Annotated in this window: 6 protein-coding genes; all 6 read left to right on the top strand. The window is 42.3% G+C overall.

Annotation, left to right across the window (positions count from 1 at the left end; all coding sequences use genetic code 11):
- The first annotated feature begins 243 nt into the window (after positions 1-243).
- The 6 genes from OCU77_RS09140 to OCU77_RS09115 all read left to right on the top strand — a co-directional run bounded on the left by OCU77_RS09140 (position 244) and on the right by OCU77_RS09115 (position 22,158).
- Positions 244-2,322 carry a TonB-dependent receptor gene (locus OCU77_RS09140; protein WP_048898393.1) on the top strand — a complete coding sequence of 693 codons (2,079 nt, stop codon included), beginning with the start codon at positions 244-246 and terminating at the stop codon, positions 2,320-2,322.
- 69 nt (positions 2,323-2,391) lie between these two features.
- Positions 2,392-13,749 carry a non-ribosomal peptide synthetase gene (locus OCU77_RS09135; protein ID WP_107302868.1) on the top strand — a complete coding sequence of 3,786 codons (11,358 nt, stop codon included), beginning with the start codon at positions 2,392-2,394 and terminating at the stop codon, positions 13,747-13,749.
- The gene (locus tag OCU77_RS09130) at positions 13,746-19,256 is read left to right on the top strand and encodes a non-ribosomal peptide synthetase (protein WP_048898390.1); all 5,511 of its coding nucleotides are present in this window, start codon (positions 13,746-13,748) and stop codon (positions 19,254-19,256) included. The genes OCU77_RS09135 and OCU77_RS09130 overlap by 4 nt, the downstream gene beginning before the upstream one ends.
- Positions 19,249-20,319, top strand: coding sequence for an NAD-dependent epimerase/dehydratase family protein (locus OCU77_RS09125; RefSeq protein ID WP_048898389.1), 1,071 nt, complete (start codon positions 19,249-19,251; stop codon positions 20,317-20,319). The genes OCU77_RS09130 and OCU77_RS09125 overlap by 8 nt, the downstream gene beginning before the upstream one ends.
- Positions 20,319-21,446, top strand: a complete 1,128-nt coding sequence (locus OCU77_RS09120; RefSeq protein ID WP_084711761.1) for a Gfo/Idh/MocA family oxidoreductase — start codon at positions 20,319-20,321, stop codon at positions 21,444-21,446. The genes OCU77_RS09125 and OCU77_RS09120 overlap by 1 nt, the downstream gene beginning before the upstream one ends.
- Positions 21,439-22,158, top strand: a complete 720-nt coding sequence (locus tag OCU77_RS09115) for a thioesterase II family protein (protein ID WP_048898387.1) — start codon at positions 21,439-21,441, stop codon at positions 22,156-22,158. Before OCU77_RS09120 ends, OCU77_RS09115 begins: the two co-directional genes overlap by 8 nt.
- Positions 22,159-22,201: the final 43 nt, after the last annotated feature.

Raw genomic sequence — 22,201 nt, 5'->3', positions numbered from 1 at the left:
AATAAGATTGCTGGTTTGATAGTGCTTTTCTGCTTTTATTCTGTTTTTGAGAGGAGGATCTTGTTGATGTGATGGCTATGTAATGAGATTGCTTATCATTTACATTGATTTTCATGTTCCATCGATTTAATATTCATATCGAAATGCTTTACCGAAATAATCATAAGTAACTCCAGTTGTATTTAAGTACAGCTGGTGGTGGCATTTTTTATTCGTAATTTGTGTTTTATAAGGAATAGATGCATGAATTTCAACTACACAAAATTAGCTTTAGCAGTTTGTTTATCTTTAAGCCCCACTATTGCTATTTCAGCTGAAAATGGCAATAAACAGTTAGAAACAATTGTAATAACAGCTGAAAAAATAACAGCTGAATCACAAAAAACGCCTCTCAGTGTTTCAGTGTTATCGGATTACGATATTGAAAGAGCGGGTATAGAAAATACTTTCGATGTTGTGAAAAGAACACCTAACGTATCCATGATTAAAGCGGGTAACCCTTCTGATGCAAGCTTCCTTTCTATGCGAGGAATTACGCCAACAATGGAAGGTTCTCAGTCCGTTTTATTCTTGATTGATGGTGCAATGTATCAAACATTTGATACTGAGTTATTAGATATCGAGCGTATTGAAGTATTGCGAGGACCGCAAGGAACATTATATGGAAGAAATGCTTCATCGGGTGTGATAAGTATTCATACAAAAGATCCTGATTTATTTACAGAAGGTAGTGTTGGCTTAACTTACGGCAAATATAATCAGTTAAAAAGTAATATTATTTCTGGTGGCGCTATTGGAAAAAGTGATGAATGGGCGTATCGAACAGCACTTCAATATTCAAAGAATGATGGTTACTTCACTCGAGCCTATGACAATAAAGATGACGTTAATAAGGTTAAGGACTTTAATGGGCGAGTTAAAATTCGCTGGATGCCTTTAGATCAACCTTGGGATGTTATTGCGACTGTAGATGCGCAAAATCGTCGCAATGGGAATATGTCATTTGCTTCGTTAGAGCAAATTGAGAAAGATAGTCATAAGGTTTATTCTAACTTTGAAGGGGAAGCAAAAGCTGATATTTATACTAGCTCTATTCGTGCAACCTATGCTGCAGATAACTTCGACGTAACTTCTATTACGGTATATACCAAAGAGGATAAAGTTGATAATCAAGACCTTGACTTTACTCCGGCAGATGCTCAAGAACTCTTTATTGATTCCAACTTTTCTCGCGTTACGCAAGAGCTAAGACTGAGCTCTAATCAGGATGATTCGATTCGTTGGGTTGGAGGGCTGTACTTCTTTGATGAAACAGCAAAAAATAACATCGATATGAAGATGAAAGCCTTTGGGATGTTCAACACAACCAAAACGGAGTCAAAAGTAAGTAACTACGCTGTGTTTGGTAATATCAATTATCAATTTGCTGAAAAATGGGAAGCTATTGCTGGTTTACGTTTTGATTATCAAAAAGTTAAATTCAATTATGATGACAAATGGAATATGGGCTTCCCGAATTCAGAGGGTTCAGATGAAGCTAATTTCAATGAGTGGCTGCCTAAAGTTGGTTTGAATTATTACGCGACTAATGATGTGATGATGTACGCAAGTATATCTCGTGGTTATAAAAGCGGTGGTTTTAATATGCTAACACCGCCAAATCTTTCACCTAAGTTCGAGCCTGAGTACACAATGAACTATGAACTTGGTATGAAGAGTGAATGGTTTGATAACCGCGTCCGCTTTAATTCTTCCGTATTCTTGATTGATTGGAAAGATCAACAAGTCGAACAACAATTATATCCTAAGTCATTTACTCAAAATGCAGGTAGTACAGTTAGTAAAGGTATTGAATTTGAACTATCTTGGCTAATTCAGCCTGGCTTAACTGCATGGGCCAACGGTGGCTATAATGATGCAAGTTTTAATGACTTCATTAGTAAGGTATATGACAACAGCGGAAATGTTATTGGGCAAAATGATTACAACGGTAATCGCCCTGCTAATGCGCCTAAATATACCTATAGTTTAGGTATGGATTATAACTTCTTAGAAAATTACTTCGTGTATGCAGATTATAATGTCACTGGTGATTTTTACTTCGATAATGCCAATACCACCAAGCAAGATGCTTATGGAATTCTTAATTTAAGAGGCGGTTATACTAGTGATAACCTAGATCTTATCTTATGGGCGAAAAACGCACTTGATGAAGAATACCTTACTCGTGCCTTCCCTATGGGGGATGGAGCAAATAAAAAATGGTATGGCCGTTCAGGTGATCCAATGACATTTGGTGCCACAGTCAACCTTAAGTGGTAACCCCTCAATAAATATCCCCCTTCAAATATTGAGGGGGGAAACCATTACTCGCTAGTATAGGAAATTAAAATGCAAGGAATTGTAGCTGGTTGGGTGCAGCAAAGATTGCTACATCATTTTGAAAATAATGCATCAGAGATTGCACTGAATGATTGTACTGGTGAGAGTCATCAGAGTTATAGCTACCAAGATCTTTATTGTGAAGTTAGTAAAATTGCTCAGAAAATTAAACACCTAAATAGTGAACGAGCTTTATTACTATTACCAGGTGACACAAATTTTATTTTTGGTTATTTGGCGTGTTTGATGACGGGTATTACGGCTGTGCCAGTTAATTTACCTGGTGTTAAACGCCTTCAGCGGGTTAAATCCAACCTAGATCATATTTTGGTTGACTGTGAGCCAAGTTTAATTCTTTCTTTATCTTCGACTAAGGGAGAGATAGAAAAATACGGTTGGGGTAACAATCGAGAGGTTGTTTATCTTGATAAATTGTCAAATGATCATAATTTGCTTGAGTGGGATGATCTTTGTCCGCCGCTTGGGCCCGTTATGTTGCAATATTCATCGGGTTCAACGGGAAGCCCAAAGGCTGTTTGTAACTACGATAAAAATATTTACCATCAACTTGAAGTTATGCTTCGTATTGATCCGCAACTAAAGCGTATTCATACAGCAAATTGGTTACCGTTTTATCATGATTTAGGTCTGTTCTATGGTCTGATGTTTCCCTTGTTATGTGGGGGGAGCTGTAGCTTTATTCGCCCAAGTCAGTTTTCTGCTGAGCCAATAAAGTGGTTGAAAATAATAGAGCAATATCAAGCAACAATCACAGCGGCACCTGACTTTGCGTATAAACTTTGCGTAGATTCTATTTCAGCTCTTGAAGTAAAAGAGCTGAACCTTTCATCTTTGAAAGTTGCGATGAATGCTGCTGAGCCTATTCGCCCAACAACCATCCGAAGTTTCTCTCGCAAGTTCGAATCATCAGGGTTCGATTCATCCATGTTTTTACCAGCATACGGTATGGCAGAAGCCACTCTTATTGTGAGTCATAAACCAGCCAATACTTCGATGGTGATGAAAACCTTCGACATTAATCGCCTTGCGGAAGGATATGCTGTTGAGTCGGTTTCAGGGCGTGAATTGGTGAGTAGTGGCAGCCAGTTCAATTCTTGGCAAGTTGAGATTGTTGACCCCCATACAGGTATTGTTTGTGAATCGGGTCAGATTGGTGAAGTTTGGGTTCATGGTAATAGTGTTGCGAGAGGTTATTGGAATAAAGCTTCGCTAACGCAAGAAACGTTTAAAGCATGTATTCATTCGAGCAATGAGAGTGGTGAATATCTGCGCACCGGAGATCTCGCTTTCAAGTGGGATGGCGAGCTATATATTTGTGGTCGCAGCAAAGATGTCATTATCGTTTCTGGTGAAAACCATATGCCTAATGACTTAGAGGCTACGATTGAGAAAGAGTGTAGTGAAGTAGAGGTAGGTGGTGCTTGTTTCGTTCAAGATATTGAATCGGGTCAAATATATGGCTTGTGTGAAGTACATCGTCATACCGAAAAAGAGCAATTAAGAAAAATCACAAATACGATTAAGTCACTCATAGCTAAGCACCATCAACTACCAGTTAGTCAAGTAGCATTAGTCGTTAAAGGGAGCTTGAAAAAGACATCTAGCGGTAAAATTCGTCGTAGTTTTATGCTGTCAGAGCTTCAAACTCGAAAATTAAAACCATTATATATTTCGTTACAATCAGTATCCCCTGAGTTTATTACAGATATTTCAGATTACTTACGTCGTTCTCTTAAAGCGCTTATCGGCATTGAAAATGTTGATGATAAGCAAGGGTTCACCGATTTAGGGCTGACAAGCTTACTTGCGACACAGTGGTGCGCACAAATTTCAAGTCAACTTGGCTTTTCTATTTCACCAATTCAGTTATTTGCTTATCCAAATCTTGCCGCTTTTAGCCAATTTGTTAAACAACAGCAACAGAATCTACCTAAAGAATCACCAAGAGAAGAGGTTAAATCACGTTCTACTGATGTTGCGATTATTGCGATTAGCAGTCGTTTGCCAAAGCAGCAGAGAGCAAGTTGGTGTGATTACGCAGATTGGCTTGTTAAAGGTGAGTCAGCACTAGCGCCGATAAATGATGGGTTACGCAACTTCAATTTACCTGTAGGCACGATCGAGAATATTGATAAGTTCGATGCTAATTTCTTTTCAATTTCGTCTCGAGAAGCTTGTTTGCTAGATCCACAACAGCGCTGGTTAATGGAATCAAGTTGGCATCTTTTTGAACAAGCAGGTTGGTTACCATCGCAATTGAAAGGATTGCCATTAGGTATTTTTGTAGGTCAGGGAAGCCAAGATTACGGTGATTTATTAGTAAGTCAAAATGATCCGGAGTACTTAAAAAGTTACTTAATTACGGGTACGAGTCGCAGCGGAAGTTCTGGGCGTCTCGCTAAATATTACGGTACGAGTGGCCCGGCTATTACGTTAGATACCGCTTGTTCGTCATCTCTCGTTGCTATTGATATGGCTGTTCAACATATTCAATCAAAACGCTGTGAATCTGCAATTGCCGGTGGGGTAAACCTACTTCTTTCATCTCAAATAGAGCAAGCCTTACAAAAGGCTGGGATGCTTTCTCCTAAAGGGCGATGTGCCACTTTTAGTGATGATGCTGATGGTTATGCGCGTGCTGAAGGTTTGGGGTTGCTGCTGCTAAAAGATTATGACGCAGCGATGCGCGACGGGGATCCTATTTTAGCTGTTATTGAGGCGACAGGTGTTGCGCAAGATGGTGAAAGTAGCAGCTTGACGGCACCTAACCCTGTTGCGCAGCAAAAACTATTGAAAGAAGTATTAGAACGTAGTGGAAGAGCAGAGGCTGATATTGATGCAATTGAAATGCATGGCACAGGTACAGCGTTGGGCGATCCTATTGAGCTTAGTGCTATTGACGGTGTTTATCAGACACGCAGTCAACCGCTGCATTTGACTGCCGGTAAAGCTCAGTTTGGTCACCTTGAATCTGCAGCAGGTGTAGCAGGAGTGATTCGAGCTATTGCCCAAATGCGAGCGCAAACTGTTTTCCCTCATCCAACGTTTAAGTCGTTTAATATTGAGCTATCACCTTGGGTTGATCGTTATATCTTTAATCGTGGCGCTCGTCCCGCCCAGTTAGGGCGAATGGGGGTTAGTTCCTTTAGTTTTACTGGGACTTTAGCTCACCTGATCATTCGTCATCATCAAAGCGTTATGGATGCATCTGAGCAAACACTGCCACACGTTGGATACCTCCCGTTGACGGCAAGTCATATTGATAGTCTTAGCCAATTGGCAAATGCTTGGATTCAGACAATACAGTCACATCGTCGCAATGCTGTTGAACTCCTTCATGCTTGGCGAGGTAAACGTGAACACCACTTACCAATCAGACAATGTGTTCAATTTACTGATATTGAAGACTTGCTTTGTAAACTGGCCCAAATTGCTGAAGGTCATTTTCTTGCTACGTCAGCATTACCACCTGAGCTGGAACTGTGGTGCAATGGGGCTGATTGCGATTGGTCGCAATTTAGTGAGAAAGTGGCTTATCCAACCGAAATTTTATTGGCTTTACCGTTATACCCATTTAAACGGGAAAAATATTGGATTGAACAGCAAGGCACTGATACCAAAAGTAATATAGAGGAAGCCAGTTTACCCACGAAAGTAATCACTGATCATCAAACATTCTTAACTGAATGGCTGAGCGATGTGCTATTTATCGAGCCAGGAGACATCGGTCTGGACGATGACTTGATTAACCTAGGCTTGGATTCATTACAGATGATGGATCTTGTTGATGAAGCGAAAAAGCACGGTGTTATATTTGAACTTGCTCGGATGTATGAAGCGCCAACTTTAGCGGCTTGGGCTGCATTGTGGCAATCATCAGTAAGTTGTAACCAAGTTGCTGAAAAACATCTAGATGCTAAAAAAGTACAAGATACTGAAACAGTATTAACTCAGCCTTTCGCGTTGACTAGTGTTCAGCAAGCGTATTGGCAAGGTAGGAAGAGCGCACAAATTCTTGGTGGTGTTGCATGCCAGGTCTACTTAGAGCTTGATAGTGAGTGGATTAATAGTGACAAACTTCGTGTAGCGCTTGAGCGTCTATACATCCGTCACAGCATGTTACGAATGCGCATGAATAGCGATGGGCTTGGCTATATTACAGCGCATACTTCAGCGCAAATCCATGAGTATGATTGGAGAACCCTTGATCGTGAATTGGCAACAAGTAAACAGGCAGAGCTAAGGCGTAATTTAGAAGCGCAGATTCTGGATTTAGAAAATGAATCTGGCTTGGCAATTAATTTGAGCCATAGTCCGTTAGGTAGTCGTCTTCACTTCAATATTGATATGGTGGTTGCTGATGCATTAAGCATTCAAATCCTGCTTGATGATCTAGCGCAATTTTATCTTGATGAAAATTGCGAGCAACTTGCGCAACCAACACTGCATTTTCCTCAATATTTATCAGCAATACGTGAGCAAGCACAGCTAGAGGCAGATCGTCAATATTGGCTAGAACAACTGCCTGACTTGCCTTCGGCGCCGCAATTACCGTTGGCAAAACGACCCGAAGAAATCAAACAACCTGTGTTTGTTCACCGTGAGTGGTGTTTAGTTGCTGATAAATGGCGAGCATTACAGCAAGTATGCCGTCAACACCGCATTACACCATCAATGATGTTGGCGAGTTGTTATGCGGAGACCTTAAGAGGCTGGAGTGATAATAAAGATTTTTGTTTAAATCTTACGATTTTCAATCGACGTCATGCCGCCTTGGATGTGTCGGATGTTGTTGCTGATTTTACTACGCTGATGTTATTGGCCTGTCGTGACGGTGAAGCATCTAACATCTTAGATAATGCAAGTGCATTGAATCGCCAATTTATGGCGAATCTTGATCATAGTGACTTCGATGCAATTCGCTTGTTAAGAGAGCTCTCCAAGCAGAAAGGCTCACAAGTTGCTATGCCGATAGTTTTCACTAGTAACCTAGGTAATGACTTTCTTGGTGATAGTTGTCTGGGTGAGATGAATTATGTCGTCTCTCAGACGCCTCAGGTTTGGATTGACTGTCAGGTGATGGAGCGAAAAGGGGAGTTGATTATAAGTTGGGATACAGTCGATGATTTATTCCCAGCCAATATGGTCGATCAGATGTTCGCTAGCATGGGAAGGCTAATCACTGAAATATCGCTGCGACCTGACATGCTGAAACAAACGGTGCCCGCGTTTTTAACCGAAGAAGAGCTAAAAGATCGTACTTCGCAAAACAGCAGTGAAGTGATTTCGTACACCCCGCGCACTCTCCATCAACGATTCTTTGACTTGGCAGAGGCGCAACCAGATGCGATTGCGGTTATTGAAGATAAAGCGTCGATGTCTTATCGCCAGTTGTCAGATAATGCTGGTGAACTTGCCTATCGCTTACAGCAACAAGGTGTATTTGCTGGGGATCGTGTCGCGATTCTATTGCCAAAGGGAGCATCACAAGTTGTTGCGGTGTTGGCAATACACTTATTGGGCGCTAGTTATGTACCGCTTGATATTGAGCAACCAGTAGCTCGGTTGAATCAAATTATTGAGCAAGCAGCAATTAAAATCGTTGTAATAAATCAGGATGCAGTGGAGGCGATTGCCAACCAAGAGGTAATGGCTGGTTGGTCATTACTCGATATTGATGAGCGTGGGCAAGAGCACATCATAGCAACACAGATTGCTCCGGTATTACCACACAATGTTGCTTATATTATTTATACCTCTGGCTCTACCGGTATTCCTAAAGGTGTTATTACTACCCATCAAGCAGCGGCCAATACCATTGATGATATTAACCAGCGTTATCAGTTGGCTAGTGATTGTCGAACATTTGCTTTATCGGCACTGAACTTTGATTTGTCTGTCTTTGATATTTTCGGGCCACTTTCTGTGGGGGGCTGCGTTGTTGTTCCTCAACAGTCAGAACGGAAAGAAGCAAAAGCGTGGATTTCATTGATTCATGAATATCAAATTACGGTATGGAATAGTGTGCCTGCACTGTTCGAAATGTTGTTAATTGCTGCTGAAAATGACACTCGTCAATTACCAAGCTCGATGACAAATGTTCTGTTGTCAGGCGACTGGGTTGGTTTGGATTTACAACCAAGATTAAATGCTTTAAATCCATCAATTCAATTGACGGCATTAGGTGGGGCAACAGAAGCTGCGATTTGGTCCAACGCTTTTGATGTCAACTACGTAGAGGCGGATTGGACAAGCATTCCATACGGTTATTCATTGAGTAATCAAAGTTACCGAGTGATGGATGCCTTGGGCCGAGATTGTCCTGATTGGGTGATTGGTGAGCTCTGGATTGGTGGTAAGGGGGTTGCAGAGGGGTACTTTGCTGATCCTGAAAGAAAAGCAGCACAATTTATTTACCATGATGGGCAACAGTATTACCGAACTGGTGATATGGGGCGTTTTTGGTCTAACGGGATCGTTGAGTTTATTGGGCGACGAGATAATCAGGTCAAACTTAATGGCTTTAGGATTGAACTTGGGGACGTTGAGCATGCGGCAGAGCAATTTTCTGGGGTGCAAAAAGCGATAGCGCTATTGCTAGATAAACCACAGAAACATATCCAACTTTTTGTTTCTAGACAGCAAGGTGAGGTGAGTGCTCTTCAAACAGAGTATGAAGCTGATATGATGCTGCTTGATACAAAGATATCGCAACCCACACCACAAGAAACTGTCGATCACACCGCTATTGAGCAAGCAATGGCAACGCATGTTATGCGTTTGGTGCTCGATAAGATGATGATAGCAAATAATGTTAAACCGGATGCGTCACTGACGCTGGATGAGTGGCTATGTAGTTTGCATATTACACCTCGTTTTCAAGCTGTATTTGAAAGCTGGTTGCACGCTCTCGTTGAAACAAAGCAATGGTCAGCTGAGCAGGGGCATTGGCGTCAAGAGCAAGAAGTGGTTAGTCCAATGGCTGCCTACCAAGAGACAGTCGCGAATATGCCTGCTCATGCCTCAATCTTATCGGCATTAGAAAATCGGGTTGATTGGTATGTTGGCTTGATGCAGGGCGAGGTTAGTGAACTTACGCTTATTGATGATCCTGTGTTGACACCTGAAGCGCTAGCGTTAATCCACCCTGATTTTTCAGCAACGGAACAATATATTGTTGAAACAATAGTCTTGCTTTCTAAGCAATTGGGTCGAGCTGTAAACGTTGTCGAACTCAATGGTAGAACGGGTCTTTTAGCATCACAGATATTGAATCAATGTGACGCTAGCCAGATAAGTTATTGCGTAGTTGAGCAAGCTAAGTCGGTTCTTGATCAAGCGACATTCCGATTGGCGGGTTACGGAGAGCATGCTTTTACTTGTGCATTAAGCGACGTTGAAAGTCATCACGCTGATTTGGTGATCAGTAACAATGCACTCCATCGTTTTAATGATGTGAATGAAGGGATTAACCTAATGTCTTCACTTATCGCACCAAGTGGTCATTTTGTTGCGATAGAGACGCAAGCGCTTAGCCCTCTTGCATTATTAACGGTGACATTAATGCAGCCTGAAGCGTTAATGAGAAGCGTAGACCAAAGCCCTTATCAAGACTGTCGCCGAGGGGAGTCTTCACCTCTACTTGATGCCCAACAATGGCAAACTAGTTTACAATCTTCATCACTTAGCTTGAACGTCTTACCTGCAGTAAATAAAGCGAACTTATTAGTGATGACGGGGCGTCAGGCTGAAACCCTTGCTGTGTCTGATAGCTCTCAACTGGCTGATTGGTTAGCATTACAGCTACCCAATTATATGTTGCCTCAACACATTGTCGTGTGTTCATCAATGCCTTTAACAAACAATGGCAAAATTGACCGTGCTCAGCTGCGCTTATCGGCTGCCAATGTTTCTATGGTTACTCGTGAAGATAAACAAGATTGCGTAACCGACAATGAAAAGTGCGTTGCAGAGGTTTGGGCGCAAGTACTTGGTGTAACACCATCACGTGCAGATAATTTCTTCCTGTTAGGAGGCGATAGTCTTCATGCAACAAGAATTACGGCGGCATTAGGCGAGGTTGGCTTTAATAGTGTGAAGTTATCCGATGTCTTTTCGCGTCCAGTGTTGAGTGACTTTGCTCGCCATTTAGAATTTGATGCAGGTGAAATTTCATCACAAATCGCGTTAGTGCATAACGAGAATGAACGTTATGAGCCTTTTGCGCTGACAGACGTTCAACAAGCCTACATTATGGGACGAAACGAAGGCTTTGTGATGGGCGGTGTTGGCACACATTTCTATTCTGAATTTGAAGCTGATGGCTTTGATGTGACGCGTCTAGAGCAAGCGCTTATGTGTTTAATTGAGCGTCATGACACCCTTCGTATTGTGTTTGATGACAAAGGGCAACAAGCTTGTATTCCGTCAGCACTTTACTGTCCGCTGGATATTGTCTCTTGTACTGAAGAACAGTGGGAAGAAGTTGTTACTCATCAACGTGAGGTGCTATCTCATCGAGTGTTAAATCCTCAGGTATGGCCGCTATTCCACCTTACATTTATTGAGTCTGATTGTGGGAAAAAACGGCTATGTATCGGCTTAGACAATGTCATTCTTGATGGTCTTAGCATGCGGATTTTCTTTGCTGAGCTTGGAATTTTATATCGTGATTTGGAAGCCGACTTGCCAGAGTTGGGGATTACGTTCCGTGATTATCAACAGCAAGTTTACCTGCAAGAAGAGCATGAACCCCAAACATTAGCGAAGAATTATTGGTTAAGCAGACTGCCTAGTTTACCGGAGGCTCCGCGTCTGCCGTTAAGGATGGAGCCAAATCAATTAGAGAAACCACGCTTCGTTCGACGCCAATCCTGCTTGTCTAAAGAATTATGGAGCCGTTTAACAGAGAAAGCACGAGAGTGTGCGATCACGCCGTCTTGTTTGCTGCTTAACTGTTATGCGCAAGTATTGGCGAAATGGTCCGAATCATCATCGCATTGTATCAATGTTACTTTGTTTGATCGCAAGCCTGTCCATGACAATATTCAGCACATTATGGGGGATTTCACCTCACTCTTGTTACTCGAGACCAATCAAATTGCAGGTGAAAGTTGGTTGCAAAGTGCTGAGCGTTTGCAACAGCAGTTATGGCAAGACTTGGAATACGCCGATGTTTCTGCTGTTTGGGTGATGCGTGAGTTAGCCAAGTTAAAAGAAGTTACTGATTTGAGTATGCCTGTGGTGTTCACTAGTGCACTAGGTGCAGACACTAGCCTTGATGAGTCTTCTGAGTTAGGCATTACCCGATCTGTATGGGGCGTATCTCAAACACCTCAAGTTTGGATTGACCATCAAGTATTTGAGCAAGATGGAGAATTACACTTTAACTGGGATGTTGTCGAGGCGTTGTTCCCTGACGGCGTAATTGATGCAATGTTTAATGCATATTGCCAATTATTGGAACAACTTGCTGACTGTGATTGGTTACAGCCATCGCCAATAGCGTTACCTGCATCGCAGCGAGAAGTTCGCACTCTTGTTAATAACACTCAAGACGTGGTGCCTCTGCGAGCAATGCACATTAGTGTGTATGAAAAAATGCAAGCAACACCTGAGGCGACGGCGATTGTCGCTAATGGTCAGAGCTATAAGTATCGAGATCTGCATACAAAAGTGAGTCAGGCAGCGTACCAGTTGCAAAAACATGGAATTGCTAAAGGTGATTGCGTTGGTGTCATGTTGCCGCGCTCTATTGAGCAAATTGCTTCTGTCCTTGCAATTCAGTGGATTGGAGCGGCTTATGTACCATTAGCAACTGATTGGCCACAAACTCGGGTTGAGTCTGTATTGGCGCAAGCATGCATCAAGTTCGTGATTTGTGACCGTAATGAGTTGTTTGAGAATAGTGGCCAAGGGATCAATGTTGAAAGCTTGCAGGCTTCCGAAGAAGCTTTGGTTGAGCCGTTTCAGAGCGCGCTTGATGAGTTGGCTTATGTGATTTTCACCTCAGGCAGTACAGGAACACCGAAAGGGGTTGCGATCACTCATGGCGCGGCCATGAATACCATTGAAGCGATCAATCGCCAGCATAATGTAACTGCAGATGACAGTGTCTTAGCGTTATCAGCCTTGTACTTCGATTTATCGGTATATGACATTTTTGGCTTGCTGTCTGTTGGCGGGAAATTGGTGCTTATCAACGATGAACAAACCAGAGACGTTAGCGTTTGGTTAGAGTTGGTTCAGCAGCATCAAATTACCTTGTGGAATACCGTACCAGCATTGTTAGAAATGCTTTTGATGGGGAATGAGTCACAGGCTGAACGTCAGCTATTGACCTCGTTGCGCTGCGTTATGTTGTCAGGTGATTGGATCAATCTGGAATTACCTGAACGCTTACGTCGCAATAGTTGCCTTGCCAAATTCGTGGCGATGGGAGGCGCGACTGAAGCTGCAATTTGGTCGAACTATTGCGTTGTTCAGCAAGTTGAAAAGCAATGGTGTTCAATTCCTTATGGTAAGCCTTTACCAAATCAAAGTTTTAGAGTTGCAAGTGATATTGGTGATGACTGCCCTGATTGGGTTGCCGGTGAGCTATGGATTGGGGGAGATGGTGTCGCCCAAGGTTACATTGGTAATGAGGAATTAACTCAGCAGCAGTTCTGTGAATATCAATCGCAACGTTGGTATCGAACCGGTGATATGGGGCGCTACTGGCCTGATGGAACCATAGAGTTCCTCGGGCGTCGTGACCACCAGGTTAAAGTGGCAGGGCTGCGTATTGAATTAGGTGAAATAGTTAAAGCGCTTAAGTCATGCGCTGAAGTGAAAGATGCGATTGTATTGATTGAGCATCATGATTTTCGTCCTAAGATTCATGCTTATTTGTTGTCGAATATGGCAGTCGAACTGTCGATTATTCAGCAGCAATTATTAAATTATTTACCAAGTTACTCTATGCCTGATGGCTACGCCGTACTTCAAGAATGGCCACTCACAGCTAACGGTAAAGTAGATCGAAATGTATTAAAAACCTTGGAACTTTCAATTTCTAATGAGAGTGAGTTTGTTGCACCAAGTACAGATGAAGAGATTGTTCTGACTCAAGCAATGCAACAAGTTCTTGGTATTAATACGCCAATTAGCGCGAGTGATAACTTCTTTGCCTTAGGCGGAGATTCATTTGTTGCGATTCAGCTAGCCAGCATACTCCAACAACAGCACGGTATTACTTTGCCACTTCACGCTGTGTTTAATTTACAAACTATTTCATGTATTGCACTTGCTCTTGAAACCTCAGAAAAAGAGAGCAACGAGGTTGATTTTGAGGAAGGAACCTTATGACAAAAGGAACAACATTAATGTCACCATTAGCGTTACTGCAACATTTAGAAGCAAAGAAAGCCGAGTTTTGGCTTGAAGCTGAAGCCTTGAAGTTCAGAGCTCCTCAAGGCGTGATGACCAAAGAGGTTGTTGAGCAACTGAAAGCAGTAAAAAGTGAATTAATAACAATACTAAAAGAGCGTGAATTGGGCGCTGTTCTTTGTCCTAGTACAAAAGATAAACATGAGGTTTTTCCGGTAAATGATGTACAGGCCGCTTATCTTATTGGACGGCAAAATGTGTTTGAGTTCGGTGGCACAGGCTGCCACGGTTACTTTGAGCTCGAATTTGCACATCTTGATGTTGAGAAGCTAAACCAAGCTTGGAATAAGCTCATTGAACGTCATGAGATGTTGCGAGCTGTAGTCTTTTCTAATGGTACTCAGCAAATATTGTCACAAGTACCTGAGTATAAAATTGAATGTGATTTGCAAACTGATACGAGGTTAACGTATCGGGCCAACATGTCCCATCGCGTTTATGACACTGAAGCATGGCCTCTGTTTGACTTGAAAGTAAGCGAGTCGGAAGCTAAATCATACCTGCATTTTAGTATTGACCTATTGATTGCAGACTTTATGAGTATTCAGGTGATCTTGTCTGAGTTGATTCATTTTTATCATGAGTCTGAATTGGTGCTAGCGCCTCTTAGCTTATCGTTCAAAGATGTCATGGAGTTTGAAAAGCGACAGAAGCTGACAGACAAATATGCGCAAGCGAGACAATACTGGCAAGAGCGGGTGTCTCATTTGCCAATGGCACCTGAGTTACCACTTCTCGCTGATATTAATGATGTTTTGACGTCGGTAGCTAAAAAAGAAAAACCGCATTTCACTCGCCATGAAATGCAATTAGCGCCAGAGCAATGGGCAGAACTCGAAAGTCAATGTAATCATCAAGGGGTTAGTCCTTCATCGCTATTACTGACGCTCTTTAGTGAAGTGTTAGCTAAGTGGTCTAAATCAAAACATTTTTGCTTGAACATGACGGTAATGAATCGTGAGCCGATCCATCCAGATTTACTCAATATGGTGGGGGATTTCACGAGTGTTAACTTGCTGGAAGTGAATCTTACGGAGTCGCGAACCTTATTAGCACAAGTGAAAGAGCAGCAGAATCAATTGTGGCAAGACTTAGAGTATAAAGCGTTTAGTGGCGTTGAGGTTATGCGTGAAATAGCCCGACAACGTGGTGCTGATTATGCTCGCATGCCAATAGTCTTCACGAGTGCATTAGTCGGTAGTAATAGAGAGCAAGTTTCAGAGACCAAATCTCAGTATGAGATGGGGATGGAGGTTGCATATGGTATTAGTCAAACGCCTCAAGTTTGGATTGATTGCCAACTTATGAATCGAGACCGCTGTTTGTGCATCAATTGGGATGTACTTGACGGCGTATTCCCTGACTCAATGATCGAGTCAATGTTTACATGTTTTGAAGGTGCGATTGAACAAGTCATTGCTGGTGGACTTCAGCAATGGGATCAAGCCACTTGTCTTGCTTTACCTAATAAACAACAACAGGTTCGTGAACAGGTAAACAATACGGTTAAACCTGTTGCTGAATCTATGTTGCATCAACTGGTGTTAGAGCAAGCAGTGTTAACGCCATATGCGACAGCGCTGATTACGCCCGAACAAACACTGACATACGATGAGCTGATTGTTCGCGCAAAGTCACTTGCGAGCAAGTTACCTAAGGGAGCTCGTATTGCGATTGCGATTGATAAAAGTGTTGAACAAGTTGTTTCAACATTAGCAACGTTATTAGCTGATGGGGTGTATTTACCGCTTGACGTTAGTCAGCCGGTTTCTCGTATGAAGCAAATTCTGTTTGATGCCGATGTAGAGTTGGTGTTGACGCGCTCAAATGAACTTGCCCAACAGCTAGCTGACGATGGGTTTGAGGCCGTAGATATTTGTAATGCTCAAGCGCTACAAGGTCGTGTTAATAACATTGGCAGCGCAGAGCTAACTCAGTCATCTGAACGACTGGCTTACATTATTTATACCTCTGGTAGTACAGGAAATCCCAAAGGTGTCATGGTAAGCCATCAAGCGGCTGTGAATACAGTGGTCGATATCAATCGTCGCTTTGACATTACAGCAAGCGATGTGGTGTTTGGCTTGGCTAAATTAAGTTTTGATCTCTCTGTTTATGACATCTTTGGGACCTTGGCTTGTGGTGCTACATTGGTGTTACCTTGCGAGAAAGATATTCAAAACCCAGCAGAATGGACTCGTCAAATTCGAGAACATAACGTCAGTGTTTGGAACTCTGTACCTGCGCAGATGACAATGTTAACGCGATATTTAGCCGACGAATCACTACCTACGCTGGATAGTATTAAATGTGTAATGATGTCTGGTGATTGGATTCCGGTCGCATTACCTAAAGCGATTGCTACCTTGATACCTACCGCCCAACTATACAGCTTAGGTGGCGCGACAGAGGCCGCTATTTGGTCTATTTATTTCCCAATTGATCCTACCTTTGATTATTACACTTCTATTCCTTACGGTACTCCGTTATCAAATCAGATGTTTGCTGTACTGGATGATAAAGGTATGGCCTGCCCTGACTGGGTTGCTGGTGAGCTGTGTATTGGCGGTAACGGGGTAGCGCTTGGGTATTGGCAAGATGATGAGAAAACGGCTGCCCATTTCTTCCAAGATGCGGCTACTGGAACACCTTGGTACCGAACGGGCGACCGAGGTTATTACCGAGATGATGGTGTGATCGTGTTTGTTGGTCGTGATGACAACCAAGTAAAAGTTCGAGGATATCGAGTTGAGCTTGGTGAAATAGAATCAGCGCTTGAGCGTCAATCATCAGTATCTCAAGCTGTCGTCTTAGCGCGAGGGGATAAACATAATTATCACCTTCAGGCCTACGTTGAGCCGGCTATTTACCAAAACGATGCCAAAACTACTTTGTTCTCGCATCAATTTGCAGAGACTGAAACTGAGCTAACTTTGACGGCTGAATCTATTAGGCAAACAATGCCTGAGAAGTCAGTAACAGATTTTGTTTATTATTTAGATAGAGTCGCTTTGCTCCATATGGTTCAAGCATTGCAATCAAGTGGTGGGTTGCTTGATGGGCAACAAAAGACAATCGATGACATGATTGTTGATGGTCATTATGCGCCTCGTCATAAGCAATTATTAAGTCGATGGCTAAAAGCGCTTATTGAAAATCAGTTAGCACGACATGATGGAGAAACATACGCTTTACTTCAGCAAGTGAGCGAAGATGATATCTCGTTATGTTGGAAAGGATGTTACGAAGCACTGGAGTGTTTGGATGGTGATAAAGGCTTAGTTAACTACCTTGAGCGAAGTAGTCAATGTTTACCTGAGTTACTCCAAGATAAGGCCGATCCTCTTGATTTGTTGTTCCCTGATGGCAAGTTAGATGTCGCGACATCAACTTATCAAAATAACTTGATCAGCAAAATGATGAATAAAATGTTGATCACAGCGGCGTTAAGTAAAGTAAAGCATTTAGCTGAGCGTGATCAGCCAATTCATATTCTAGAGATTGGTGCTGGTGTTGGTGGCACAAGTAACGAGCTTATTCCGGCTCTAGCAGCACATAATGTCGAGTATACCTTTACTGATGTTTCATCATTTTTCCTCAATGAAGCCAAGCTTCGTTACCAAGGTTATGATTTTGTCGATTATCGCTTATACGATTTTAACCAACCTGCGTTAGAGCAAGGTTTTGATTGTGGTCAGTATGATCTGGTTGTTTCTTCTAATGTGTTACACAACGCCGTTGTTGCGCGTGGAGGGTTAAATCACTTACGTGAGTTAATGAAGCCAGGGGCTTGGTTACTTGTAATTGAGGCGACAAGAGATAATTACCAACTTATGACCTCAATGGAGTTCAAACATGGCTTGACCGCTCATAATGATGAACGTTTAGCATTAAATTCTCCATTTATGCCTCAGGAACGTTGGTTAAACGCAATGTCGGATGTGGGGGCTGAGCAGTTATTTGCGTTCCCTAATAATCAAGAAGCCTTATATCAATTAGGCCAGAGTTTTATGCTAGCCCAATTCAATGGTCAGAAGCATGAATGTGATAAGACTGAAATCTTAGAACACCTTAGTCAGGATTTACCTAGTTATATGGTACCAGCGCAATTGGCTGTCTTAGACCGTTTTCCGCTTACGAATAACGGCAAAATAGATAGAAAGGCGTTGCCTGAAATTATAGGCCATCAAGAGACTTTACAAAAAGAGGTATCAGAAGATCTTGATCAACTTGAGACGTTATTACTATCGTCATGTCGGGATGTGATTGGTAATCCTAACATGGGGCCAAATGATGATTTCTTTAGTGCGGGTGGTGACTCATTATTGATAACGCAGTGGGTGAGTAGGATCCGCCAAGAGTTAGGGGAAGAATCTGTTCCGTGGGAAGGGACACTTCGCCAAGTATTGCAAACTCCCACTATTAAAGAGCTTGCGATTTTCTTACGAAAACAAACGCCAATTCAGCAGCACAGCAATGCGATTGAAGATAGTTCAACTGCTTTGCAATGTATTAAAGAAGGTGATGGCGCACCTATCATTATTCTTCATGATGGTAGCGGCACTGTAATGCCTTGTTTAGCACTTGTAGAGCACCTTACAGGGCCAGTTTATGGCATAAGTGTTCAAGATAGACAGCAATATTTGACCATTCCAAGTGAGCATCTTATCGTTGAATTAGCTGAACAATACAAAGCCTTGTTGGAAGATAATTTTGACTTGTCTAAATGCCATCTTTTTGGTTTTTGTATGGGGGGATTAATTGCTTTTGAGCTGGCAAGACAAGCGATGGAATGTGGCTCTCCGTTGGCATCATTGACGATTGCAAGTAGTTATCAAATTCCGTACAAAGTAAATGATCCTATGATGACGGATGTTGCTCTTGCTAAAGAACTTAATGTACCAAACCCTTGGAGCGATATTGATCTACTTCAGCTTGAGCAAACTTATTTAGCTTTATTAGCCACTAAGCCTAATCAAATTAATATTGAAGATGTAGTGGCTAAAGCTAAACAGCTCGGTTTTGATAAACTCTCACTAAATTATGCGAGCTACGCAAAAGCAAATGAAGCACAGCGTATCGCTTATTTCCAAACAGTACTTGATATCCAATCAAATCAACAAAAGATAAAAGTTGGAGATATTTCCCAGCTCTATCCAGTGTTCCATCACAGTTTGCAGGCTGTGACTCATTATGAGCCATCTTTTTATAGTGGTGATTTCACATTCGCTTGTCAGCAAGATGAGACTTATTTACTGCCCACGCTTAAAGCCGATATGCATGACTTTTGGCAGCAATATAGTATTGGTGACATTAATGTTATTTCACTTGAAGGTGATCACTTTACCTGTATGCAATCATCTCAAGTTTTACCTCTAGCCAAGCACTTAAACACAGTTGCTATGCAAGGAGGAAAGCATGAATAGAGTCGCCATCTTCGGAGCTTGTGGTGAAGTGGGGCAACATATAGACCAAGCGCTTTGTGCGCTTGGCTATCAAGTTACTCGAATAGGACGACAGTCACGTCGGGACTTAACACATTATAGGGTTGTTGATTTGTTTGATCAGGATGAGGTGGCAGCTGTTTGCCATCATCATGATTTGATCATAAATGCAGCAGGACCTGCGTCGGCGATTAGAGACAATATAGCTCGCGTTGCAATAGACACTCACACCTTATATGTCGATGTGGGTGGTGAGCAGGATGTTTTCGATCACGTTCAACAGCAGTTACTGGGTCGAGACTTACCAGTAAGCTGTGTTTTTGGAGCGGGCTTTGTTCCCGGCTTTACTTCGTTGCTTCCTTTTATTGCCAAAGAGAAGCTACAAGAACTGCACAGTATTGAGCTTTATGTCGGGGGGATTGAAGCATTTACATCAACGTCTGCGATAGATTTTATTTCAAGCTTAGGGGGTAATGATGCTTTAAGCGGGGTGGTAATTAGAGATGATATAAAGGTGAGAGAGGGGACAAGAGAGGGGTATCAGCCACTACCTGAGGTAAAAGAATTTACCGCATTACCTTATTTGAGTGCTGAGCATCAACGCGTCGCTAACACACTTTCAATATCTAACTTCGCGGCCTTTAATTTAGTCGCTGATCGACAGTTACTAATGTCAGCACATGAAAGTGATAAGGAGCAAACTGCGGCGTTAGTTAGTCTGAGTCAATCCATGGTTCAGAAGCATGGTACTCAGCAATATTGCGTAATGGATGCGCAAGGTTGGATTGCTCAACAGCCAGTTAATTTAACGCTTCGTTGTAAGTTTAATGATGGCTATCGAATGACGGGACTGGTCGCCGCTTTTACTGCGCATCAATTGTTAACGCAATCATCGTCTCATTTAAATAATGGGGTGTTTTGGCTTTCTGAAATAATTGAAACAGGTAATTTAATCTCGTTTTTGCACGAACAAAATATGTTTAGTCATTGGGACCTCTCGATTGAGCCTAATTATGAATTGGCGTTTGAAGAGGGGGCTTTGTGATGAAAACATATCGTGTTGTTGTATGTGGAACGCTTTTTGGTCAGGTATACCTTTCCGCATTTAAACGCCAATTCCCAGGATTTGAACTTGCTGGAATTTTAGCAAGAGGAAGTGAACGCTCGTTAACAATAGCTAAGGAGTATGGTGTGCCTTTATATCGTGAGGTATCAGAATTACCTGACGATATTGATATTGCATGTGTTGTTGTTCGTTCTGCAATTGTCGGGGGGGCTGGGTCACAACTTGCCCGCGCATTATTAGAAAAAGGCATACATGTTCTGCAAGAGCATCCCGTTTATGAAAAAGATGTTGTGGAATGCTTAAAGTTAGCGAGGAAAAATGGATGTTATTACCAAATTAATACTCATTATCCGAATGTGCCAGCTGTTCGCCACTTTGTTGAGTACTTAAAGAAAGCGCGTGAAACTCAGCAGCCTTGCTTTATTGAAGCGACCTGTGGAGTACAAGTGATTTGCGGCTTGCTCGATATGTTGGGGCAGGCATTAGGAGGGGTTACGCCATTTGAGTTCCATTCTAATGTTGATTGGTCTGAGGTGCGAAAATTAAAGTCAGAGCTATTACCGCCTTATCAAATTATCCACGGTGTTTTTGCTGGGATACCGCTCATCTTAAAGATTCAGAATCAGTTGGATCCAGACGACCCTGATAATCATTTCCACATTATGCATCGCATTACTGTGGGGTTACCGAGTGGTAATTTGGTTTTAGTTAACACACATGGCCCTGTGTTATGGAATAGAGCTTTTCATATACCCCGAACCCCTGAGGAAAATGGGGTTCGAGAGTTGCTCGATAAACAACAAGCGCCAGAGTTTTATCAGCCCGCTTCTTGCGAGTTTCTGTATCAAGAAATGCCAAGTTTAGAAGAAATTATTGACGAGCACTGGCCAGAGGCAATCAGAACTGCATTACATGGCATGGTAAGTAATATTGAATCACCAAATCCAACATCAGCACAGTTCTTACTGGGGCAAGCATCAGTATGGCGATCTTTAATGGGCTGCATTGGTAACCCTGAAGTCATTTCGGCTCAAGAGCCAATGTTAACTAGCCCTTCTATTGAAGATTGGTTGGTTGAATATCATCAGGAGAGTGAAAATGCATAAGCAATTGAAACTCATTAAACCAGGTACACGTAGGCAGCTAATCTGTTTTCACTTTGCGGGAGGAAATGCGGAATATTTCATGCCATGGCGTGATCATATTGATGATCATACCGCGGTGTATGCAGTACAACTTGCAGGTCGTGGTCATCGATTATCAGAAAAACTCAAGACTTGCTTACATCAGTATGCAGATGAGGTTGTGCAAAGTTTATCGTTTTTGCCTCATCGCCCCACTTTCTTTTTTGGCCATAGTATGGGGGCTGCCTTGGCGTTTGAAACCGCAATACGCTGGGAACAGCAGGGGCGTAAATTATCGCATTTCTTTGCCTCTGGGCGAATTCCACCGCATAAAAGCAGAGGAACTGACTACCATAGGCAAAGTGATGATGCTTTGGTTAACAAAATTTTGGGGTTGGGGGGAACATCAGAGGTTGTGTTTGATAACCCTGCCCTTAGAAACTTAATGTTGCCCATTATTCGTGCTGATTTTGAGGCAATAGAAAAGTATCAACGCGATTCTTTACCAACACTTTCTTGCCCTCTTAGTGCTTTGCTGGGTGAGGGAGATACAGAAGTAACAGAAAGTGAGATTCAAGAATGGTCATTAGCGACCACGGGGGAGTTTGATTTTCAGCGTTTTTCTGGTGGGCATTTTTACCTTAATAAGCTTTGTCCAACATTGTTTGACCACCTTAAAAATAAAATGTCTTAGCTCTTTATTGGAATAGCGTAAAGGTAAGGCTTTACGCTTTTGT

Source organism: Photobacterium swingsii, from assembly GCF_024346715.1.
Lineage (GTDB): Bacteria > Pseudomonadota > Gammaproteobacteria > Enterobacterales > Vibrionaceae > Photobacterium > Photobacterium swingsii.
This window is presented reverse-complemented; position numbering and strand designations above follow the sequence as displayed.

What these genes read in the sequence shown, in the direction of transcription:
- OCU77_RS09115 (WP_048898387.1), top strand. Translation starts at nt 21,439, where the DNA reads ATGCATAAGCAATTGAAACTCATTAAACCAGGTACACGTAGGCAGCTA.
- OCU77_RS09140 (WP_048898393.1), top strand. Translation starts at nt 244, where the DNA reads ATGAATTTCAACTACACAAAATTAGCTTTAGCAGTTTGTTTATCTTTA.
- OCU77_RS09135 (WP_107302868.1), top strand. Translation starts at nt 2,392, where the DNA reads ATGCAAGGAATTGTAGCTGGTTGGGTGCAGCAAAGATTGCTACATCAT.
- OCU77_RS09130 (WP_048898390.1), top strand. Translation starts at nt 13,746, where the DNA reads ATGACAAAAGGAACAACATTAATGTCACCATTAGCGTTACTGCAACAT.
- OCU77_RS09125 (WP_048898389.1), top strand. Translation starts at nt 19,249, where the DNA reads ATGAATAGAGTCGCCATCTTCGGAGCTTGTGGTGAAGTGGGGCAACAT.
- OCU77_RS09120 (WP_084711761.1), top strand. Translation starts at nt 20,319, where the DNA reads ATGAAAACATATCGTGTTGTTGTATGTGGAACGCTTTTTGGTCAGGTA.